12 protein-coding genes and 1 pseudogene are annotated in these 15,737 nt (G+C 71.0%); 9 read left to right on the top strand and 4 right to left on the bottom strand.

The features are described from left to right. Position 1: 1 nt before the first annotated feature. On the bottom strand, positions 2 to 715 hold the full coding sequence (locus ACIBO8_RS23005) for a TetR/AcrR family transcriptional regulator (RefSeq protein ID WP_396117330.1): 714 nt from the start codon (positions 713 to 715) through the stop codon (positions 2 to 4). 123 nt (positions 716 to 838) lie between these two features. Between ACIBO8_RS23005 and ACIBO8_RS23000 the strand changes: the two are divergent. Continuing rightward, positions 839 to 2,830: pseudogene (locus ACIBO8_RS23000) on the top strand (MMPL family transporter); the annotation flags it as partial. Here ACIBO8_RS23000 and ACIBO8_RS22995 read toward each other — a convergent pair. Further along, on the bottom strand, positions 2,829 to 3,788 hold the full coding sequence (locus ACIBO8_RS22995; protein WP_396117329.1) for a YhjD/YihY/BrkB family envelope integrity protein: 960 nt from the start codon (positions 3,786 to 3,788) through the stop codon (positions 2,829 to 2,831). The pseudogene ACIBO8_RS23000 and the gene ACIBO8_RS22995 sit on opposite strands and share 2 nt — an antisense overlap. Here ACIBO8_RS22995 and ACIBO8_RS22990 point away from each other — a divergent pair. The 4 genes from ACIBO8_RS22990 to ispG are packed head-to-tail and all read left to right on the top strand — an operon-like array spanning position 3,720 to position 7,975. Next, the gene (locus tag ACIBO8_RS22990) at positions 3,720 to 4,304 is read left to right on the top strand and encodes a Uma2 family endonuclease (RefSeq protein ID WP_396117328.1); all 585 of its coding nucleotides are present in this window, start codon (positions 3,720 to 3,722) and stop codon (positions 4,302 to 4,304) included. The two genes, ACIBO8_RS22995 and ACIBO8_RS22990, sit on opposite strands and share 69 nt — an antisense overlap. 29 nt (positions 4,305 to 4,333) lie before the next feature. Further along, complete coding sequence (gene dxr, locus ACIBO8_RS22985) at positions 4,334 to 5,545, top strand: 1-deoxy-D-xylulose-5-phosphate reductoisomerase (protein ID WP_396117327.1); 1,212 nt, start codon at positions 4,334 to 4,336, stop codon at positions 5,543 to 5,545. Further along, positions 5,545 to 6,795: a M50 family metallopeptidase gene (locus tag ACIBO8_RS22980; RefSeq protein ID WP_396117326.1), complete on the top strand. Its 1,251-nt coding sequence runs from the start codon at positions 5,545 to 5,547 to the stop codon at positions 6,793 to 6,795. Before dxr ends, ACIBO8_RS22980 begins: the two co-directional genes overlap by 1 nt. Before the next feature lie 7 nt (positions 6,796 to 6,802). Next, positions 6,803 to 7,975 (top strand): flavodoxin-dependent (E)-4-hydroxy-3-methylbut-2-enyl-diphosphate synthase, encoded by a 1,173-nt coding sequence (gene ispG / locus ACIBO8_RS22975; protein WP_396117325.1) that lies wholly within the window; start codon positions 6,803 to 6,805, stop codon positions 7,973 to 7,975. A 40-nt stretch (positions 7,976 to 8,015) separates the two neighbouring features. Here the strand turns inward: ispG and ACIBO8_RS22970 are convergent, their stop codons facing one another. Next, positions 8,016 to 8,855 (bottom strand): GNAT family N-acetyltransferase, encoded by an 840-nt coding sequence (locus ACIBO8_RS22970; RefSeq protein WP_396117324.1) that lies wholly within the window; start codon positions 8,853 to 8,855, stop codon positions 8,016 to 8,018. Positions 8,856 to 8,979: 124 nt separating this feature from the next. On the opposite strand from ACIBO8_RS22970, the gene ACIBO8_RS22965 reads away from it, so the two are divergent. Together ACIBO8_RS22965 and ACIBO8_RS22960 are read left to right on the top strand one after the other, a co-directional pair. Then, positions 8,980 to 9,573, top strand: coding sequence for a PadR family transcriptional regulator (locus tag ACIBO8_RS22965; RefSeq protein ID WP_396117323.1), 594 nt, complete (start codon positions 8,980 to 8,982; stop codon positions 9,571 to 9,573). Positions 9,574 to 10,043: 470 nt separating this feature from the next. Continuing rightward, positions 10,044 to 10,241: a hypothetical protein gene (locus tag ACIBO8_RS22960; RefSeq protein ID WP_396117322.1), complete on the top strand. Its 198-nt coding sequence runs from the start codon at positions 10,044 to 10,046 to the stop codon at positions 10,239 to 10,241. Positions 10,242 to 10,587: 346 nt separating this feature from the next. On the opposite strand, the gene ACIBO8_RS22955 is transcribed toward ACIBO8_RS22960, so the two are convergent. Beyond that, complete coding sequence (locus ACIBO8_RS22955) at positions 10,588 to 11,553, bottom strand: LLM class F420-dependent oxidoreductase (protein WP_396117734.1); 966 nt, start codon at positions 11,551 to 11,553, stop codon at positions 10,588 to 10,590. Positions 11,554 to 12,528: 975 nt separating this feature from the next. Between ACIBO8_RS22955 and ACIBO8_RS22950 the strand changes: the two genes are divergently transcribed. Both ACIBO8_RS22950 and ACIBO8_RS22945 read left to right on the top strand, forming a co-directional pair. Next, positions 12,529 to 13,596 carry an ATP-binding cassette domain-containing protein gene (locus tag ACIBO8_RS22950; RefSeq protein WP_396117320.1) on the top strand — a complete coding sequence of 356 codons (1,068 nt, stop codon included), beginning with the start codon at positions 12,529 to 12,531 and terminating at the stop codon, positions 13,594 to 13,596. Continuing rightward, positions 13,593 to 15,737, top strand: a complete 2,145-nt coding sequence (locus ACIBO8_RS22945; RefSeq protein WP_396117319.1) for a YhgE/Pip family protein — start codon at positions 13,593 to 13,595, stop codon at positions 15,735 to 15,737. The genes ACIBO8_RS22950 and ACIBO8_RS22945 overlap by 4 nt, the downstream gene beginning before the upstream one ends.

The raw sequence follows: 15,737 nt of genomic DNA, 5'->3' as shown, positions 1-15,737 counted from the left end.
CTTAGCGTGCCAACTGGCGGACGGTTCGCGCCAATTCGGCTTCGAAGAGCGGCTCGACGTCCGTCACCGCCCAGGCCAGGTGGCCGAAGACCTCCATGGCCACGAGCCCGTACAGGCGGGTCCAGGCTGCCAGGAAGAGCGCGACGACCGGCAGGGGGAAGCGCTCGCCGAAGGTCTCCAGGTACGGCCCGAGAAGCTCGCGAAGGGCCGGGTCGGGCAGGTCGTCGGGTTCGTCGCCGAACGGGTGCCGCTGGAAGTGCTCGCCCAGGACGGCGAAGAACGTCTCGCCGAACCGCGCCCCGGCGTCGTTGACCGGCCCCGGCACACAGTGCTCCCCGAATTGCGTGACCCCGGGAACCGGGCTGCCGAACATCAGGGCGAACTCGGCGGGGTGGTCGAGCGCCCATCGGCGGAATCCGCGTGCCATGTGCCCGACGCGGGTAAGAGGTTCGTCGTCGGCGTGTGCCGCGGCGACGTCCTCGACGGTCATGCGCAGGTCCTCGAACAGGTCGGTGACGATCGCGAGGACCAGGGCGTCGAGGCCGGGAAAGTAGCGGTACAGCGCCGGTGCGGTCATGCCCACGTCGCGGGCGATGGCTCGCAGCGAGACGGCCGTGGGGCCACCGGCGACCAGCAGGCGCCGGGCGGCGTCCTTGATCTCGGTGGCGGTCTCCGCGCGCAGCCGTTCCCGGCGGCTGGGCGTGGTGGTCGTCACAGTGGGCTCCATCGACGGGCGCGGAAATTGACGTGAGCGAACGCTGTTTGCCAGAGTAAACGGTGTTCACTGATCTGCTGGCGATCTGTGGCGACTTTAACTGGTGACCCGGGAGGCACACGAATGTTCCGGTGGTGGGGCAGTGCGGTCGTACGGCTGCGCTGGTGGGTGGTCGCCGCCGCGCTGGCCCTGGTCGTGGCGGGTGCCACGTGGGGCGCCGGCGTCTTCGGCGCGCTGACCGGCGGTGGCTACGACGACCCGGACAGCGAGTCGAACCGCGCAGCCGCGGGCATCGCGCAGCAGCTCGGCACGCGCGACCCGGACCTGGTGGTGCTCTGGTCCAGCAGCACCGCGAAGGTCGACGACGACGCCTTCCGGCAGGCCGTGTCCGCCGCCGTGGGGCGTATCCGCGCGGAGGCCGACGTCGAGCAGGTCGCCGGCTACGTCGATCCGCAGGCACCGCCGGCCCTGGTCAGCACCGACAAGCACGCCACGTACGCGGCCGTGTACCTGAAGGCGGACGATGAGGACGGGAAGCTCGCGGCGTACCACCGCATCGAGCCCGACTTCGCCGCGCCGGGGCTGCGTACCCAGGTCGGCGGCCTGGTGGCCTTCACCGACCAGGCCAACACCCAGACGAAGAAGGACATCACCCGCGCGGAGATCTTCTCGCTGCCGGTGCTCTTCGTGCTCCTCGTGCTGATCTTCCGGGGCCTGATCGCCGCGCTGTCCCCGCTGCTCGTCGGCGGCATCGCGATCCTCGGGGCGTTCCTCGCCGTCCGGGCGCTGACCTACGTCACCGACATCTCGGTCTTCGCGATCAACGTCATCACGCTGCTGGGCCTCGGCATGGCCGTCGACTACTCGCTCTTCGTGGTCAGCCGCTTCCGCGAGGAGCTGGCCCACGGCCATGACGTGCCCACCGCCATCCGGACCACGGTCGCGACTGCCGGGCGTACCGTCATGGTCTCGGGCCTGACCATCGTCCTGGCGCTCTCCAGCCTGCTGATCTTCCCGCAGCCGTTCCTCGGCGGCCTGGCGATCGGCGGCATGGCCGCCGTGCTGGTCGCCATGCTGGCCGCCCTCACCGTGCTCCCCGCGGCCCTGTCCCTGCTCGGCCACCGCATCGACAAGCTGCGCGTCCCGTTCCCGTCGCGCAAGCGCGCCGGTGAGCGCGGGGGATGGGCCAAGGTCGCGCACAGCGTCATGAAGCGCCCCGTCCTGTACGTCGTGGGCGTGCTCGTGGTCCTCGTCGCCTTCGCGGCGCCCTTCCTGCGCGTGGAGTTCGGCGGCTTCGACGAGCGCGTGCTGCCACCGGGCTCCGAGGCGCGCGTGGTCGGCGAGCGGCTGGGCGGCGAGTTCCCGGGCGGCGGGGAGGACCCGATCTCGGTGCTCGTCACCGGTCCCGCCACCGGGCTGCCCGAACGCATCGCCGCCCTGCCCGACGTCACCGCGGCCACCGTGACCGCGTCGAAGGGCGGCTCCTCGCTCATCACGGTGACGTACCCGCCCACGCTCTCCGGTGCGGACGCGCGGCAGATCGTCGCGCACATCCGCGACCTGACCCCGCCCGCCGGCGCCGAGATGCTCGTCGGCGGTCGCCCGGCCATCGACCGTGACCTGCTGGAAAGCCTGGCCGACCGGCTGCCGTGGATGGCATTGATCATGATGGTGGCCACGATGGTGCTGCTGTTCCTGGCATTCGGTTCGGTGCTGCTGCCGCTCAAGGCCGTACTCATGAACCTGGTCTCGATCGGCGCGTCCTTCGGCGTGGTCGTATGGATCTTCCAGGAAGGCCACCTCGAGAACGTGCTGCGCTTCGAGTCCACCGGCTTCATCGAACCCAGCAACATGATCCTGGTGCTGGCGGTGCTCTTCGGGCTGGCGACCGACTACGAGGTGTTCCTGCTGTCCCGGGTCCGCGAGGAATGGGACGCCCGCGGCGACAACACCGCCGCGGTCGCCACCGGCCTGCAGCACACCGGCGGCATCATCACGGCCGCCGCGCTGCTGCTGATCACCGTGGTGGCGGGCTTCGCCACCGGCGGCGTGACCGTCATCAAGACCATCGGCATCGGCATGATCGTGGCGATCGTGGTGGACGCGACGCTGGTCAGGGCGCTGCTGGTCCCGGCGACGATGCGGCTGCTGGGCCGGTGGAACTGGTGGGCGCCGGGCGTCCTGGGCCGCGTCTACTCCCGCTTCGGCATCCACGAGACCCCTTCGGCGCCGGCTCCCGCCCCTTCACCTTCGCCGGAATCCGTCGGCCTCTAGCTCGCTGATAGGTGCTCGCACTCTGGGTGGCGGCGAAGCCGGCGAGCAGGATCACGTGGAACAGGTACAGCCACAGGCCCACCGCCACCACACCGCCGATCTCGGTGAAGCCGCCGAACGGTACGCCCAGGTCCAGCGGCAGGGAGCAGAAGAGCACGAACCCGTGCAGGAAGCCGGAGAGGTTCGCGGCGGTGAACGAGCCGACCAGCACCGTCGCGAGCCATTCCGGCCGGCCGGGCGCCACGCCTCGGTACACCCAGACCACCACCGGGGTGAGCAGCAGCCAGGCGGCCAGGAAGGACAGGATCACGCCGGCCACCGCGTACCAGCCGCCGCGGACCCAGAGCCCGCTCGTGACCGGCAGGGCCAGGAAGAGCGCCAGCAGCAGGGCGGGCGACGCGGCGAGCAGGGGCAGCCAGAGCAGGCGGCCGCGCCAGCCCACCAGCGACTCACCCGGCTCCCGCAGGCTCACGAACGCGCGGCGCAGGCCCTCGCCGTAGAGGGTGGCGGGCAGGAGGCTGGCCAGGGCCAGAACCGGGGTGAGGTGCAGGCCGGCCTCGATCAGCCGGGAGAGGGCGTGCGGGGCACCGATCGCGTCCGGCAGGGCCGCGATGGCCTGGCCGGTGAGGCGGCGTACCCGGCCGGGCCCGGCGACCAACCCGGTGATCCACACGGCGAGCAGGGCGACGGGCACGACGGCGATCCCGGCGTAGAAGGTGACCGCGGCGGCGTGCAGGGCGAGATCCCGCCCCCGCAGCGGACGGAAAGGCACGGCCAGCCGCCGGCGCAGGTCTCCCATGCCCCCCACATACCCACAGCCACCAGTTGTCCACAGGCCGGTTGTCCACAGGCGGGCGAGGAAGGCACACGGCGGTACGCTGACTTCGGCGCAGCCGAGAGGCAGCTGGCGTTCCTGCTGCACCGGTCGGCTCGGGAAGCCGGTATGTGGGCCTATCCCGGGGTCACCATCGTCTCGGGAGACGATCTGTTCATCCCGGACTTCGTCGTCCTGCGCAGGTCCGGCGGCGGCAAAACCGTCATGCCCATCGCCGAGGCTGTGCTGATGGGGGAGATCGTTTCGGGGTCGAACCGCCGCAAGGACATCATCGATCGCCCGCGGGAGTATGCCGCGGCGGGCGTTCCGTTCTTTCTCCGCGTCGACTTCCGCAACCGCATCCCCTCACTGGTCCTTCATGAACTCGTGGACGGCGAGTACCTTCCTGTCGTCGCGGCGGCCGCCGGGGGGACGTTCGCGATGCGGCAGCCATTCGAGTTCTCGATCGATCCGGCCGATCTGCTCGACGAGGAAGGCTGAGCGGCACCGGCGTGCGGGCGTCCGGGAAGATGGCTGGCATGCGTGAGCTCGTGCTGCTCGGTTCCACCGGGTCCATCGGTACCCAGGCCATCGACATCGTCCGGCGAAACCCGGACAAGTTCCGCGTGGTCGCGCTCGGGGCCGGTGGTGGCAACGTCGAGCTGCTCGCCGCGCAGGCGCTCGAGCTCGGGGTCGACGTCGTCGGGGTCGCTCGCTCGAGTGTCGTGCAGGATCTGCAGCTGGCGTTCTACGCCGAGGCGCAGAAGCGGGGCTGGGCCACCGGGGACTTCAAGCTGCCCAAGATCGTGGCCGGGCCGGATGCGATGACCGAGCTCGCGCAGTGGCCGTGTGACGTGGTGCTCAACGGCGTGGTCGGCAGCCTCGGGCTCGCTCCGACGCTGGCGGCGCTCGGCTCCGGGCGTACCCTCGCGCTCGCCAACAAGGAGTCGCTCGTTGCCGGCGGCCCTCTCGTCAAGGCCGCGGTGACGCGGCCGGGGCAGATCGTTCCGGTCGACTCGGAGCATTCGGCGCTCGCCCAGTGCCTGCGGGGCGGCGCCGAGCGGGAGGTGCGCCGGCTGGTGCTGACCGCCAGCGGCGGGGCTTTCCGGGACCGGCGGCGCACCGAGTTGACGAACGTCACGCCGGAGGAAGCGCTGAAGCACCCTACCTGGGACATGGGCCCGGTCGTCACCATCAACTCCGCGACGATGGTGAACAAGGGGCTCGAGGTGATCGAGGCGCACGAGTTGTTCGGTGTGCCCTACGACCACATCGAGGTGATGGTGCACCCCCAGTCGGTGCTGCACTCGCTGGTCGAGTTCACCGACGGCTCCACGCTCGCCCAGGCCAGCCCGCCGGACATGCGCCTGCCGATCGCGCTGGCGCTGGCCTGGCCGGACCGTGTGCCGGAGGCCGCCGCCGCGGTCGACTGGACCCTCGCGCACAACTGGGAGCTGCGGCCGCTGGACGAGGAGGCGTTCCCCGCCGTCGAGCTGGCCAAGGCGGCCGGCCGGGCGGGCCGCTGCCGTCCGGCGATCTACAACGCCGCCAACGAGGAGTGTGTGGCCGCCTTCGTGTCCGGTCGGCTACCTTTTCTGGGCATCGTCGACACCCTGGCGGCGGTGCTCGCGGCGGCCCCGGACCTCGACGAACCGGGTACCGTCGATGACGTGCTTGCCGCGGAGTCCTGGGCGCGGGCCCAGGCACAGCGGATCATCGCGACTGCGGCAGAAGGAGCCTGATGCTGTACTGGTTGGGGACGGCGGCGTTCGCGCTCGCGATCCTGATCTCGGTGAGCCTGCACGAGCTGGGCCACATGATCACGGCCAAGCGGTTCGGCATGAAGGTCACCAAGTACTTCGTCGGCTTCGGCCCGACGATCTTCTCGTTCAAGCGGGGCGAGACCGAGTACGGCCTCAAGGCCATCCCGCTCGGCGGCTTCTGCAAGATCGTGGGGATGACGCCGCAGGACGACGACGTCGAGCCGCAGGACCAGCCCCGCGCGATGTGGCGCTTCCCCGTCTGGAAGCGCACCATCGTCATGTCGGCCGGCTCGATCACCCACTTCCTGCTGGCGATCGTCGCGACCTGGTTCGCCGCGGTCTTCGTCGGCCTGCCCAACCCCGACCTGCCGAAGAACGCCGCCGAGGAGCGCGCCATCCCGGCGAAGATCTCCGTCGGCGAGTGCGTGCAGGTCGTCATCACCGACCAGCAGGGCTGCGCGCCGAACGACCCCAAGGCGCCCGCGGCCGTGGCGGGCCTCAGGTCCGGTGACCTCATCACCAGCGTCGGCGGCAAGCCGATCGCCAACTACGGGCAGCTCACCGACGTGATCCGGTCGCTTCCGCCGGGCGACGTGCCGTTCGGCTACACCCGCGACGGGGTGGCCGGCACCGCGACCGTCAAGCTCATCGCCGCCCAGCGCGCGCCGCTCGACAACCCCGACGGGGCGGTCAAGCAGGTTGCCGTCGCCGGTGTCGGACCGCAGCTCGACATGCCGGGGCTGGTCACGTACGGGCCGGTCGACGGCGTCGGCGCGAGCGTCGACTACGGCTGGAGCCTGGTGAAGGCGTCGTTCGCCGCGATGAAGCGCATCCCGGAGAAGGTCCCCGCGTTGTGGAACTCCATCACGGGCGACAAGCGCGACCCGGACACGCCGATCAGCGTGGTGGGCGCCAGCCGGCTCGGCGGCGAGGCGATCGAGCGCGGCGTACCCGAGATCTTCCTCATGATCTTCATCTCGCTGAACGTCTTCATCGGCCTCTTCAACCTGCTCCCGCTGCTGCCGGTGGACGGCGGTCACATCGCGATCGCCTGGTACGAGCGCATCCGGTCGTGGATCTACGCTCGGTTGAAGAAGCCCGATCCCGGGCGCGTCGACTACTACAAGCTCATGCCGTTGACGTACGCCGTCATCCTGATCGGTGGCGCCTTCACGCTGCTGACGATCACCGCCGACGTCATCAACCCGATCTCGATCTTCTCCAGGTGAGTGTGAAATGACCGCAGTCAGTCTCGGCATGCCCGCCGTGCCCCCGCCGCCGCTGGCCCCCCGGCGCCAGAGCCGGCAGATCAACGTCGGCGGCGTCCTGGTCGGCGGCGGCGCCCCGGTCAGCGTCCAGTCGATGACCACCACCCTCACCGCCGACGTCAACGCGACCCTGCAGCAGATCGCCGAGCTCACCGCCTCCGGCTGCCAGATCGTCCGGGTCGCGGTCCCGTCCCAGGACGACGTCGAGGCGCTCCCCTCGATCGCCAAGAAGTCGCAGATCCCGGTGATCGCGGACATCCACTTCCAGCCCAAGTACGTCTTCGCGGCCATCGACGCCGGTTGCGCGGCGGTCCGGGTCAACCCGGGCAACATCCGCCAGTTCGACGACAAGGTCAAGGAGATCGCCAAGGCGGCCTCCGACGCCGGCGTCCCGATCCGCATCGGCGTCAACGCGGGCTCGCTCGACAAGCGCCTGCTGGAGAAGTACGGCAAGGCCACGGCCGAGGCCCTCGTCGAGTCGGCGCTCTGGGAGTGCTCGCTCTTCGAGGAGCACGGCTTCCGCGACATCAAGATCTCGGTCAAGCACAACGACCCGGTCGTCATGGTCCGCGCGTACCGTCAGCTCGCCGAGCAGTGCGACTACCCGCTGCACCTCGGCGTCACCGAGGCAGGCCCGGCCTTCCAGGGCACGATCAAGAGCGCGGTCGCGTTCGGCGCGCTGCTCGCGGAGGGCATCGGCGACACGATCCGCGTCTCGCTCTCGGCCCCGCCGGTCGAGGAGATCAAGGTCGGTCAGGCGATCCTGGAATCACTCGGCCTGCGCGAACGCGGCCTCGAGATCGTCTCCTGCCCGTCGTGTGGCCGCGCCCAGGTGGACGTCTACACCCTCGCCGAGCAGGTCACCGCGGCGCTGGAAGGCTTCCCGGTCCCGCTGCGCGTCGCCGTCATGGGCTGCGTCGTGAACGGGCCCGGCGAGGCGCGCGAGGCCGACCTCGGGGTGGCGTCCGGCAACGGCAAGGGCCAGATCTTCGTCAAGGGCAAGGTCATCAAGACCGTCCCGGAAGCGGTGATCGTGGAGACGCTGGTGGAGGAGGCGCTGCGCCTCGCCGACGAGATGGGCGCCGAGCTGCCGGAGGAGCTCCGCGAGCTGATGCCCGGCCCGCAGGTGACGGTGCACTGAGCCGCGTCGGCGGCGGTCAGCACAAGAGGGTCGGCGGCGGTCAGAACAAGACGGTCGCGAAGCTGCCCTGCTGCACGAAGCCGCATCGCGCGTAGACCCGCCGGGCAGCGGTGTTGTAGTCGTTGACGTAGAGACTCACCGTGGGCGCCACCCGCCTGAGCGCATCGTTCAAGACGGCCGCCATGGCGCCCGCGGCGATTCCCCGCCCGCGGTACTCCGGGTCGACCCACACGCCCTGCACCTGCGTCGTCCGCCGCGTGATGATCGCCAGCTCGGCCTTGAAGATCACCCGGTCGCCGACGAAGCGGGCGTACGCTCGTCTGCCCCGTACCAATTCCGCGATCCGCCGCTTGTAGCCGCGACCGCCGTCGTCCATCAGCGGCGACACCCCGACCTCTTCGGTGTACATCGCCACGGCGGCGGGGAAGAGCTGGTCGACCTCCCTGGCGGTGACCAGCCGCACGGCGGGGTCCGGGGCGATCGGCGCCTCCCGGTCGGCGACGAGCAGCGGCTGATGGGGGCGCACGTCCCGGGCCGGCCCCCAGTGGCCGCCGAGGCGGTCCCACAGGTCCAGCACCGCGTCGGCGCGGCCGATGATCGAGGAGCAGATCCGCGGGTCGGCGCCGAGCAGATCGGCGAACGCCGCGACGGCGGGCGGAGAGGCGCAGACCGGCACCAGGTGTGCGCCCGACCAGCACAAGGATTCGACGCCGCGACCCTGGCCGTACCCGTAGATGCGCCCGTCCGAGCGCCACCAATTGAGCCCGTGGGCCGCTACGCGCTCGGCGATCTGGGCGCCGGCGTACGGGTCTTGGTCGAGGATCCGCTCGACCGTCGCCCGCTCGGGCTCCCCGAGTTGGCGAATGGGCACCGTCAGCACAGGTATCAGATTGCCAGATGGCGGCCCCCGCACACCCGACGCTCCCCGCCGTATCCAAGAAACCCTTGCAGCCGACACGTTGCCGATATATCGTCTAACTATCGCCAACAGATCGGAGATAGTCATGAGGCACGAACACATGCGTCGTCTGCACGAGGCTCGTATGCGCGGCTTCGGGTTCCCGCCCGGATTTCCCTTCGGCCAGGGCGGCCCGGGCTTCGGCGGCCCCGGCTGGGGACATGAGGGCCCCGGCGGCCGCGGCCATCGCCGCGGCGGTCGAGGCAGCCGCCCCAATGTCCGGCCCGCCCTGCTGGCGCTCCTCCTGGAACGCCCGATGCACGGCTACGAAATGATCCAGGAACTGGAGAGCCGCACCGGCGGCATCTGGCGCCCGAGCCCCGGCTCGGTCTACCCGACCCTCCAGCTCCTCGAGGACGAAGGCCTGATCGAAGCGGAGGCCAGCGGCGGCCGCAAGCGCTTCTCCCTCACCGAAGCCGGCCGCGCCGAGGCGCAGACCGCCGCGGAGAACCCGCCGTGGGCCCAATTCAGCGACGACACGATGTCGCAGGTCCAGGACTTTCGCGACGCCGCGGTCGGCATCATGAGCGCCCTGCGCCAGGTCGGCTTCAGCGGCACCCCGGAGCAGCGCCAGCGAGCCCTCGAGATCCTGAACGAGACCAAGCGCAAGCTCTACGCCATCCTCGCCGACGGCGAGTAACCCCCGACCGAAAGGGCGCGCCGCTCAGGTGCGCCCTTTCTGCATGCCCAAACCCATTCGACGGTACGGCGCCACAGCGACCCAACCGCAGCACCGGCCGGGCGGCGTCACGGCTGCCTGGCAGCTGACGCGGGAGCTGGGGCCGCGGTGTCCGTGCCGGAGGGCGAAGTCACCGGTGCGCTGGTCGAAGCGTGGTGTGGCGTCGCGGGGCGGGATGTCGGCGCGAGTGCAGCAGCGGGTTCTGTGGGTCGCACGGGCGCGTTTGCCGACCCACCCGCAGCAGCGGCTGCGCGGACGTGCGGCCGCGGTCAGCGGCCCAACGGCAACGTCGGTTGCGTGGTGATGTTGGTTGCGTGGTGATGTTGGTTGCGCGGTGGCGTTGGTTGCGCGGTGGCGTTGGTTGCGCGGCGGCGTTGGTTGCCGGTGGCGTTGGTTGCCCGTGGCGTCGGCTGTGAGGTGACGTTGGTTGCGTGGTGACCTCCACCCTGCGCGCCGCCGACGAAGCCGCCACCCACCTGCCCATCACCGCCGACATCGACACCGTCCACCTCATCCACGGCACCCCCGAACCCGGCGGCCCCTGGCACACCGCCGCGCAGCTACCCCTCGGACCCCGTCGGGCCGCCACGCAGAACTCGTTGCCCTCCGGATCGGCCATCACCACGTGATGCCCGGCTGTGCGGCGACATCGGCTGTGCGGCGACATCGATGGGGCCACCGCCCGGCTGGGCCGTGTGGACGGCGCGGACCAAGCGCAGCACCGGTTCGGGGGCGTCGCGCGCGTTGGCCCCCCCCGGCACCCCCGGCACCCCCGGCACCCCCCGGCAGCACCGGCAGCAGCGGCTTCGCGGTGTAGAGGCGCTGACCCAACCCAACACCGGCTTCGAGACGCCTCCTGCGGACCAGGGAGTTGCGCGGGCCTGGGGTGGTGGCCCTTCCTGCCTTTGCGGTCGTAACCCTCTGGCCCCGCGGGCGGCGTCGTCGAGTGACACGGTCCGCGCCGCGGCTAGGAATTCAGCGATTGCCGAGCGCCGGGATGAGGGCTGCTAAGGCTGCCGCACCTCCCTTCTCGAGTTCGGGGGTGGGGAGGAGGGCCATCACGGGGACCTTGACGCCTGCTTCGGCGTACCGGGCGACGTGGGCTCGGCATTCCTCGGGGCTGCCGTGCACGATCAGCTCGTCCACGACGTCGTCCGGGATCGCGGCCAGCGCGGCCTTGCGGTCGCCGGCTGCCCAGGCCTTCCACATCGGAGCGAGGACCGGTTCGCGACCCAGCCAGCGGTGGAATTCCAGGTACGCCGGGACGGTCAGGTATGCCGCGATCATGCGGCGGCCGATCGTGCGGGCGTAGGCGGTGTCGGTGGTCGGGCAGACGAAGATGCGGGCCACCACGTCGAAGTCGGGGTTGTCGGTCTTCGCCTCTGCCAGTGCCCGGGGGACGTCGGTGGTGGCCAGCCAGTTGAGGATCACCCCGTCGGCTTCGGCTGCGGCAAGGCGAAGCATGCCGGGGCGCAAGGCAGCCAGGAGCAGGCGCGGCGGAACGGCCGGTGGGCGCTCGAGGCGGAAGCGGCGGATCTGGAAGGTCTCGTACGACTGGTCGACTGTCTCGCCGGCCAGTGCGGCACGGAGAAAGCGGAGCATGTCACGGCTGCGGGCGAAGGGCTGCGTGAAATCGACGGCGTTCCAGTCGCCGACCACCACCGGTGACGAGGCGCCGATCCCGAGCTGGAAGCGGCCGGGTGCGGCGTCGGCCAGTGAGGCTGCGGTCATGGCCAGGAGGCCGGGGCCGCGGGTGAAGACGGGGGCGATGGCGGTGCCGAGGCGGGCGCTGGGCTGCCACACCGAAGCGAGGGTGAGGGGGGTGAACGCGTCGGTGCCGTTCACCTCGCTCGACCAGAAGTCGGTGAAGCCGGCGTCATTCAACGCTGCGAACACCGATGCATGCTCGGCGAGAGGAACGCCGGCCAGCGGAACGGTCATGCCCCAACGCGTCGCCATGGCTTGATCCTGCCCGGTCGCGAGTGGGCGGTCTACCGGGCTGGCCGCAGGGAGTGGGGTGGAGTTTTCCTCAGCTGCTGCCGGTGGTTGGGCGGACTTCAGGAAGTGCTGCGGCCTGCTGGGGGCTTGGTCGGAAGACGAGAACTTGGAGCCTGCGGAGGCGGGGCTGGTCGCAAGCGGCCGGGGTGGCTGGCGCTGGACGAGACGCCGCGGCTCGTGGGTGGCTGGCGTATCGCTTGGGCTGGCAGTGATGGGGGGACGCTGCTGCGGGTGTCGATCGGGCTCGTGGCGTGGGCGCTGCGGCTGGTGTGTCCGGCGGGCTGGGGATGGTGGTCAGCGCGGCGGCTGGTGTGTCCGGCGGGCTGGGGATGGTGGTCGGCGCGGCGGCTGGTGTGTCCGGCGGGCTGGGGATGGTGGTCAGCGCGGCGGCTGGTGTGTCCGGCGGGCTGGGGATGGTGGTCAGCGCGGCGGCTGGTGTGTCCGGCGGGTTGGCGGCGGTGGGGGCCCTGCGGCTGGTGTACCGGTGGGGCTGGCGGGCGTTTGAGGGAGGCGTCTCGGTCGGCGGTCGAGGCGTCCGCGCTTCGGGAGACGCTGCCGGTATTGCGTGCGCTCTGTGGTCGGTTGCGCACGAGGTGGTGTCTTGGTGCGCCGTGTGTGGTGGCTCGGGTACGGGCTGCCATGACGGTGGTGGCGGCGGGCACAAGTTTCGATGGCGGCGGATCCGTCGGCGGGTGCTTGCAGGCATGATGCGCCTGCGTGGCTGGCCTGCCCGGGAATAAAGCGGCCTGCTCGGCGGAACTCTGCGCGGGTGACAGCAGCGGGTGCTGAGGCGAGTCCTAGGTTTGCCGGATGGTGCGAAGCGGCGGGGCGTGAGGTCTGCCACCTGAGGCGCCCATCGATCGGCGTTACGGGTATGTTTTTGAACTGACCAGTCAGTTCAAAGTTGGGTGCCTCCTCATGTCGGTCCTCAGTGCTCAGGCCGCGGGCGTACGACGCCGCCGCCGGTGGCTCTTCCGTGACCTGGACGTCGCGGCCTCGCCGGGCGATGTCGTCGCGATCGTGGGGCCGCCCGGCAGTGGGCGCACCACGGTGCTGCTGGCGTTGGCCCGGCGCTTCAAGCTGTCCGCCGGCCGCGTCGACCTCACGGGTACGGCGGCCCTCGGCTATGTGCCCGGTGTCTCCGAACCCGAATCCGTCCTGACGGTGGCCGAGCACGTACGCGAGAGGTCTCTCCTCGCCGGGCGGCCGGCGGGGGAGGTGGCGTGGCACGGGCTCGACCCCCGGGCTCGGGGTTGGCAGCTCAGCCCGTACGAGAAGCAGGTTCTGGGTCTGATCCTCGCCCGGATCGCGGCGCCTCAGGTGGTGGCGCTCGACGGGGTCGACGAGGGGCTCGACGCGGCGGAGCGGGAGGCGCTCTGGCGGCAGATCCGCGACGTCGCGGCGCAGGGTGTCGCGGTGCTGGTCACGGCGCGCGAGGTGGACGAGGCGCAGGTGTCCACGGTGGTGCGGCTCGGTGGTGCAGAGCTGGCGGTGCGAGCGGACGCCGTTCCGGTTCCCGGCCCGGACGCCGGTGGGCTGAAAACCCAGGAACTCAAGGCCGGTGAGCCTGGAACCAAGGAACCCCTGGCCGAGGAATCCACGGTGGATGAGCCTACGGACGAGCGGGCGGAGGTCGAGCAGCTCCACGAGCCCACGGCGGCGCAGCGCAAGGCGGCAGCGCCGGTGAAGCCCCGGACGGAGCAACCTTCGGCAGATCGGTCCAAGACCGGGGTCGCCGAGGCGGCCGGGCGCGAGACGCAGGTCGCCCTGGCGGCCAGGTCCGAGGCGGACGACAGCAAAACCGCTGGGCCTGAGGCGGAGGACGGCAGGACGGCTACGCGCGAGGCGGATGGCCCCAGGACGGCCGAGCCTGGTGCGGCGGAGAGCGATCCCGGCACGAAGGTGGACTCGCCCGTGGTCAACGCGAACGGCAAGAAGGCCGGCACCCAGGGACAGCACGAGACGCACGTTGGAGAGCAGAAGTGAAGCGATTGCCCAGTCTGCGCCTCGCCGGCTTCGAGCTGCGCCGGCTTCTGCGCGGCCCGCTTCCGGTGGCCGCGCTCGTCATTCTCTGTGTTATTCCGTTGCTCTACGGGGCTCTCTATCTGGCCGCGTTCTGGAATCCCTACGGGAAGCTCAACCACATTCCCGCCGCGCTCGTGATGGAGGACCGGGCCGCTACGGCCAGCGACGGGACCAAGGTGCACGCGGGGCAGGACCTCGCCAAGGAGCTCATGGATCGGGAGGTCTTCGACTGGCACGTCACCGATGAGCGTGGCGCTGAGGCCGGGCTTGCCGATGGGCGGTACCAGTTGGCGCTGCGCATTCCGCGGGACTTCTCGACGAATCTGACGACCGGGCCGGACGCCGACGCCACGCCCAAGGCGGCGCAGCTTCTCGTCGTCAACGACGATGCCAACAACTACCTTTCCGGCGTCTTCTCGCGGACCGTCTTCACCGAGGTCAGGGCTTCCGCCGCGCAGAGCGCTCAGGCCGGGTACTTCGACAAGATGCTCATCGCGTTCACCGACATCAAGGAGAAGACCACCGAGGCCGCGGACGGCGCGCATCAGATCGATGACGGGCTGGGCAGCGCGCACAAGGGCGCCGGGCAGCTCGAGGGTGGGCTCACCGATGCGGAGAAGGGCGCCGGTCAGCTTGCCGGAGGGCTCGGGTCGGCCGCGCGGGGCGCGGACGACCTCGCCGACGGGCTGGCGGCGCTGCAGGCGGGGGCGGCTCAGCTGGCCACGGGTACGCAGCAAGCCGCCGCGGGTGGCCGTCAGCTCGCGACCGTCGTCGACGCCGCCGCCGACCGGGTCGAGCCGGTGCTGCGGGACAACGCCGAGCTGATCGAGGACGCGGCGAATCAGGTGGCGAACGGTGCCGATCTGTTGTCCCGGAACGTCGACCGGCTGGACGACGCGGCGGACGATGCCGTGACCAAGGCGAAGCAGTTGCGCGAGCTCGTCTATGGACTGCCGGAGGGTACGCCGCACCGTGACGAGGCCCGGGCGCTGGCGGATCAGCTGCTGGCCGCCGCCCAGCGGGTGCAGACCGTGGTGCACGACGCCGATCTCGATGCGCTGAGCGACCGCCTGCACGACGTGGCGGTCACCGCGCGCAAGGTCGCGGCCGCGGCTCCGCACCTGGCGGACGACGTGGCCGCGGCCCGGGCCCGTGTCGACGAGCTGGCGTCCGGGCTGAACGACCTTGCTACTGGGGCCAAGCAGCTGAACAGCGGCACCTCCGACGCGGCGGCCGGGGCGACGCAGTTGCGGGGCGGCATCTTCCAGCTCGCCTCGGGTGCGCGTCAGCTGAACGGTGGACTGGGGACGCTGTCGGACGGCGGGCGCCGGCTCGCCGACGGCCTGGGGGACCTCGAGGGCGGCGCCGCCAAGCTCGCGTCCGGGCTGAGCGACGGTGCGGACCAGATCCCCGGATTCGGCGACGACCCCTCCGACCGTGCCGACCTGCTCGGCGATCCGGTGGGCCTGAACCGCGACGTACGCCATGCGGCGGCCACCTACGGCGTCGGGTTCGCCCCGTACTTCCTGGCGCTTGCGCTCTGGGTCGGCGCGATGATCACCTACATGGTGCTGCGACCGCTGAACCGGCGGTACGTGGTCTCGGGCGCCCCGGCCTACCGGGTGGCGCTGGCCGGCTTCCTGCCCGCGCTGGCCGTGGGACTCGTTCAGGCGCTCGTGCTCTTCCTCGTGGTGGTCTTCGCGCTCGACCTCGGGCCGGTGGACCCGGGCCAGACGCTGGGCGTGCTGATGCTGACCGCGGCCGGCTTCACGGCGATCATGCAGCTGCTGGGCGCGGCGGTCGGGCCGGCGGGCCGGATCCTGTCGCTCGCCCTGCTGATGCTGCAGCTCACCTCGTCGGGCGGCACCTATCCCGTGCAGACGGAGCCCGGGTTCTTCCAGGCGATTCATCCCTGGCTTCCGATGACGTACGTCGTGCAGGCGTTGCGCCACACGATCAACGGAGGGTCGGGAGGTACGGTGGTCACCGGCGTGCTTGCGCTGCTCGCGTACGGTCTCGGCGCCCTCGCGCTCACCATGGTCGTGGCCCGCGGCAAGCGCCGCCTGACCTCGTCCGACCTGCACCCGGAGCTGGTGATCTGA

Source organism: Actinoplanes sp. NPDC049681 (assembly GCF_044465265.1).
Taxonomy (GTDB): Bacteria; Actinomycetota; Actinomycetes; order Mycobacteriales; family Micromonosporaceae; genus Actinoplanes.
This window is presented reverse-complemented; position numbering and strand designations above follow the sequence as displayed.

What these genes read in the sequence shown, in the direction of transcription:
- ACIBO8_RS22955 (WP_396117734.1), bottom strand. Translation starts at nt 11,553, where the DNA reads ATGACCGTTCCGCTGGCCGGCGTTCCTCTCGCCGAGCATGCATCGGTG.
- ACIBO8_RS22980 (WP_396117326.1), top strand. Translation starts at nt 5,545, where the DNA reads ATGCTGTACTGGTTGGGGACGGCGGCGTTCGCGCTCGCGATCCTGATC.
- ispG (WP_396117325.1), top strand. Translation starts at nt 6,803, where the DNA reads ATGACCGCAGTCAGTCTCGGCATGCCCGCCGTGCCCCCGCCGCCGCTG.
- ACIBO8_RS22995 (WP_396117329.1), bottom strand. Translation starts at nt 3,788, where the DNA reads ATGGGAGACCTGCGCCGGCGGCTGGCCGTGCCTTTCCGTCCGCTGCGG.
- ACIBO8_RS22950 (WP_396117320.1), top strand. Translation starts at nt 12,529, where the DNA reads ATGTCGGTCCTCAGTGCTCAGGCCGCGGGCGTACGACGCCGCCGCCGG.
- ACIBO8_RS22965 (WP_396117323.1), top strand. Translation starts at nt 8,980, where the DNA reads ATGAGGCACGAACACATGCGTCGTCTGCACGAGGCTCGTATGCGCGGC.
- dxr (WP_396117327.1), top strand. Translation starts at nt 4,334, where the DNA reads ATGGCTGGCATGCGTGAGCTCGTGCTGCTCGGTTCCACCGGGTCCATC.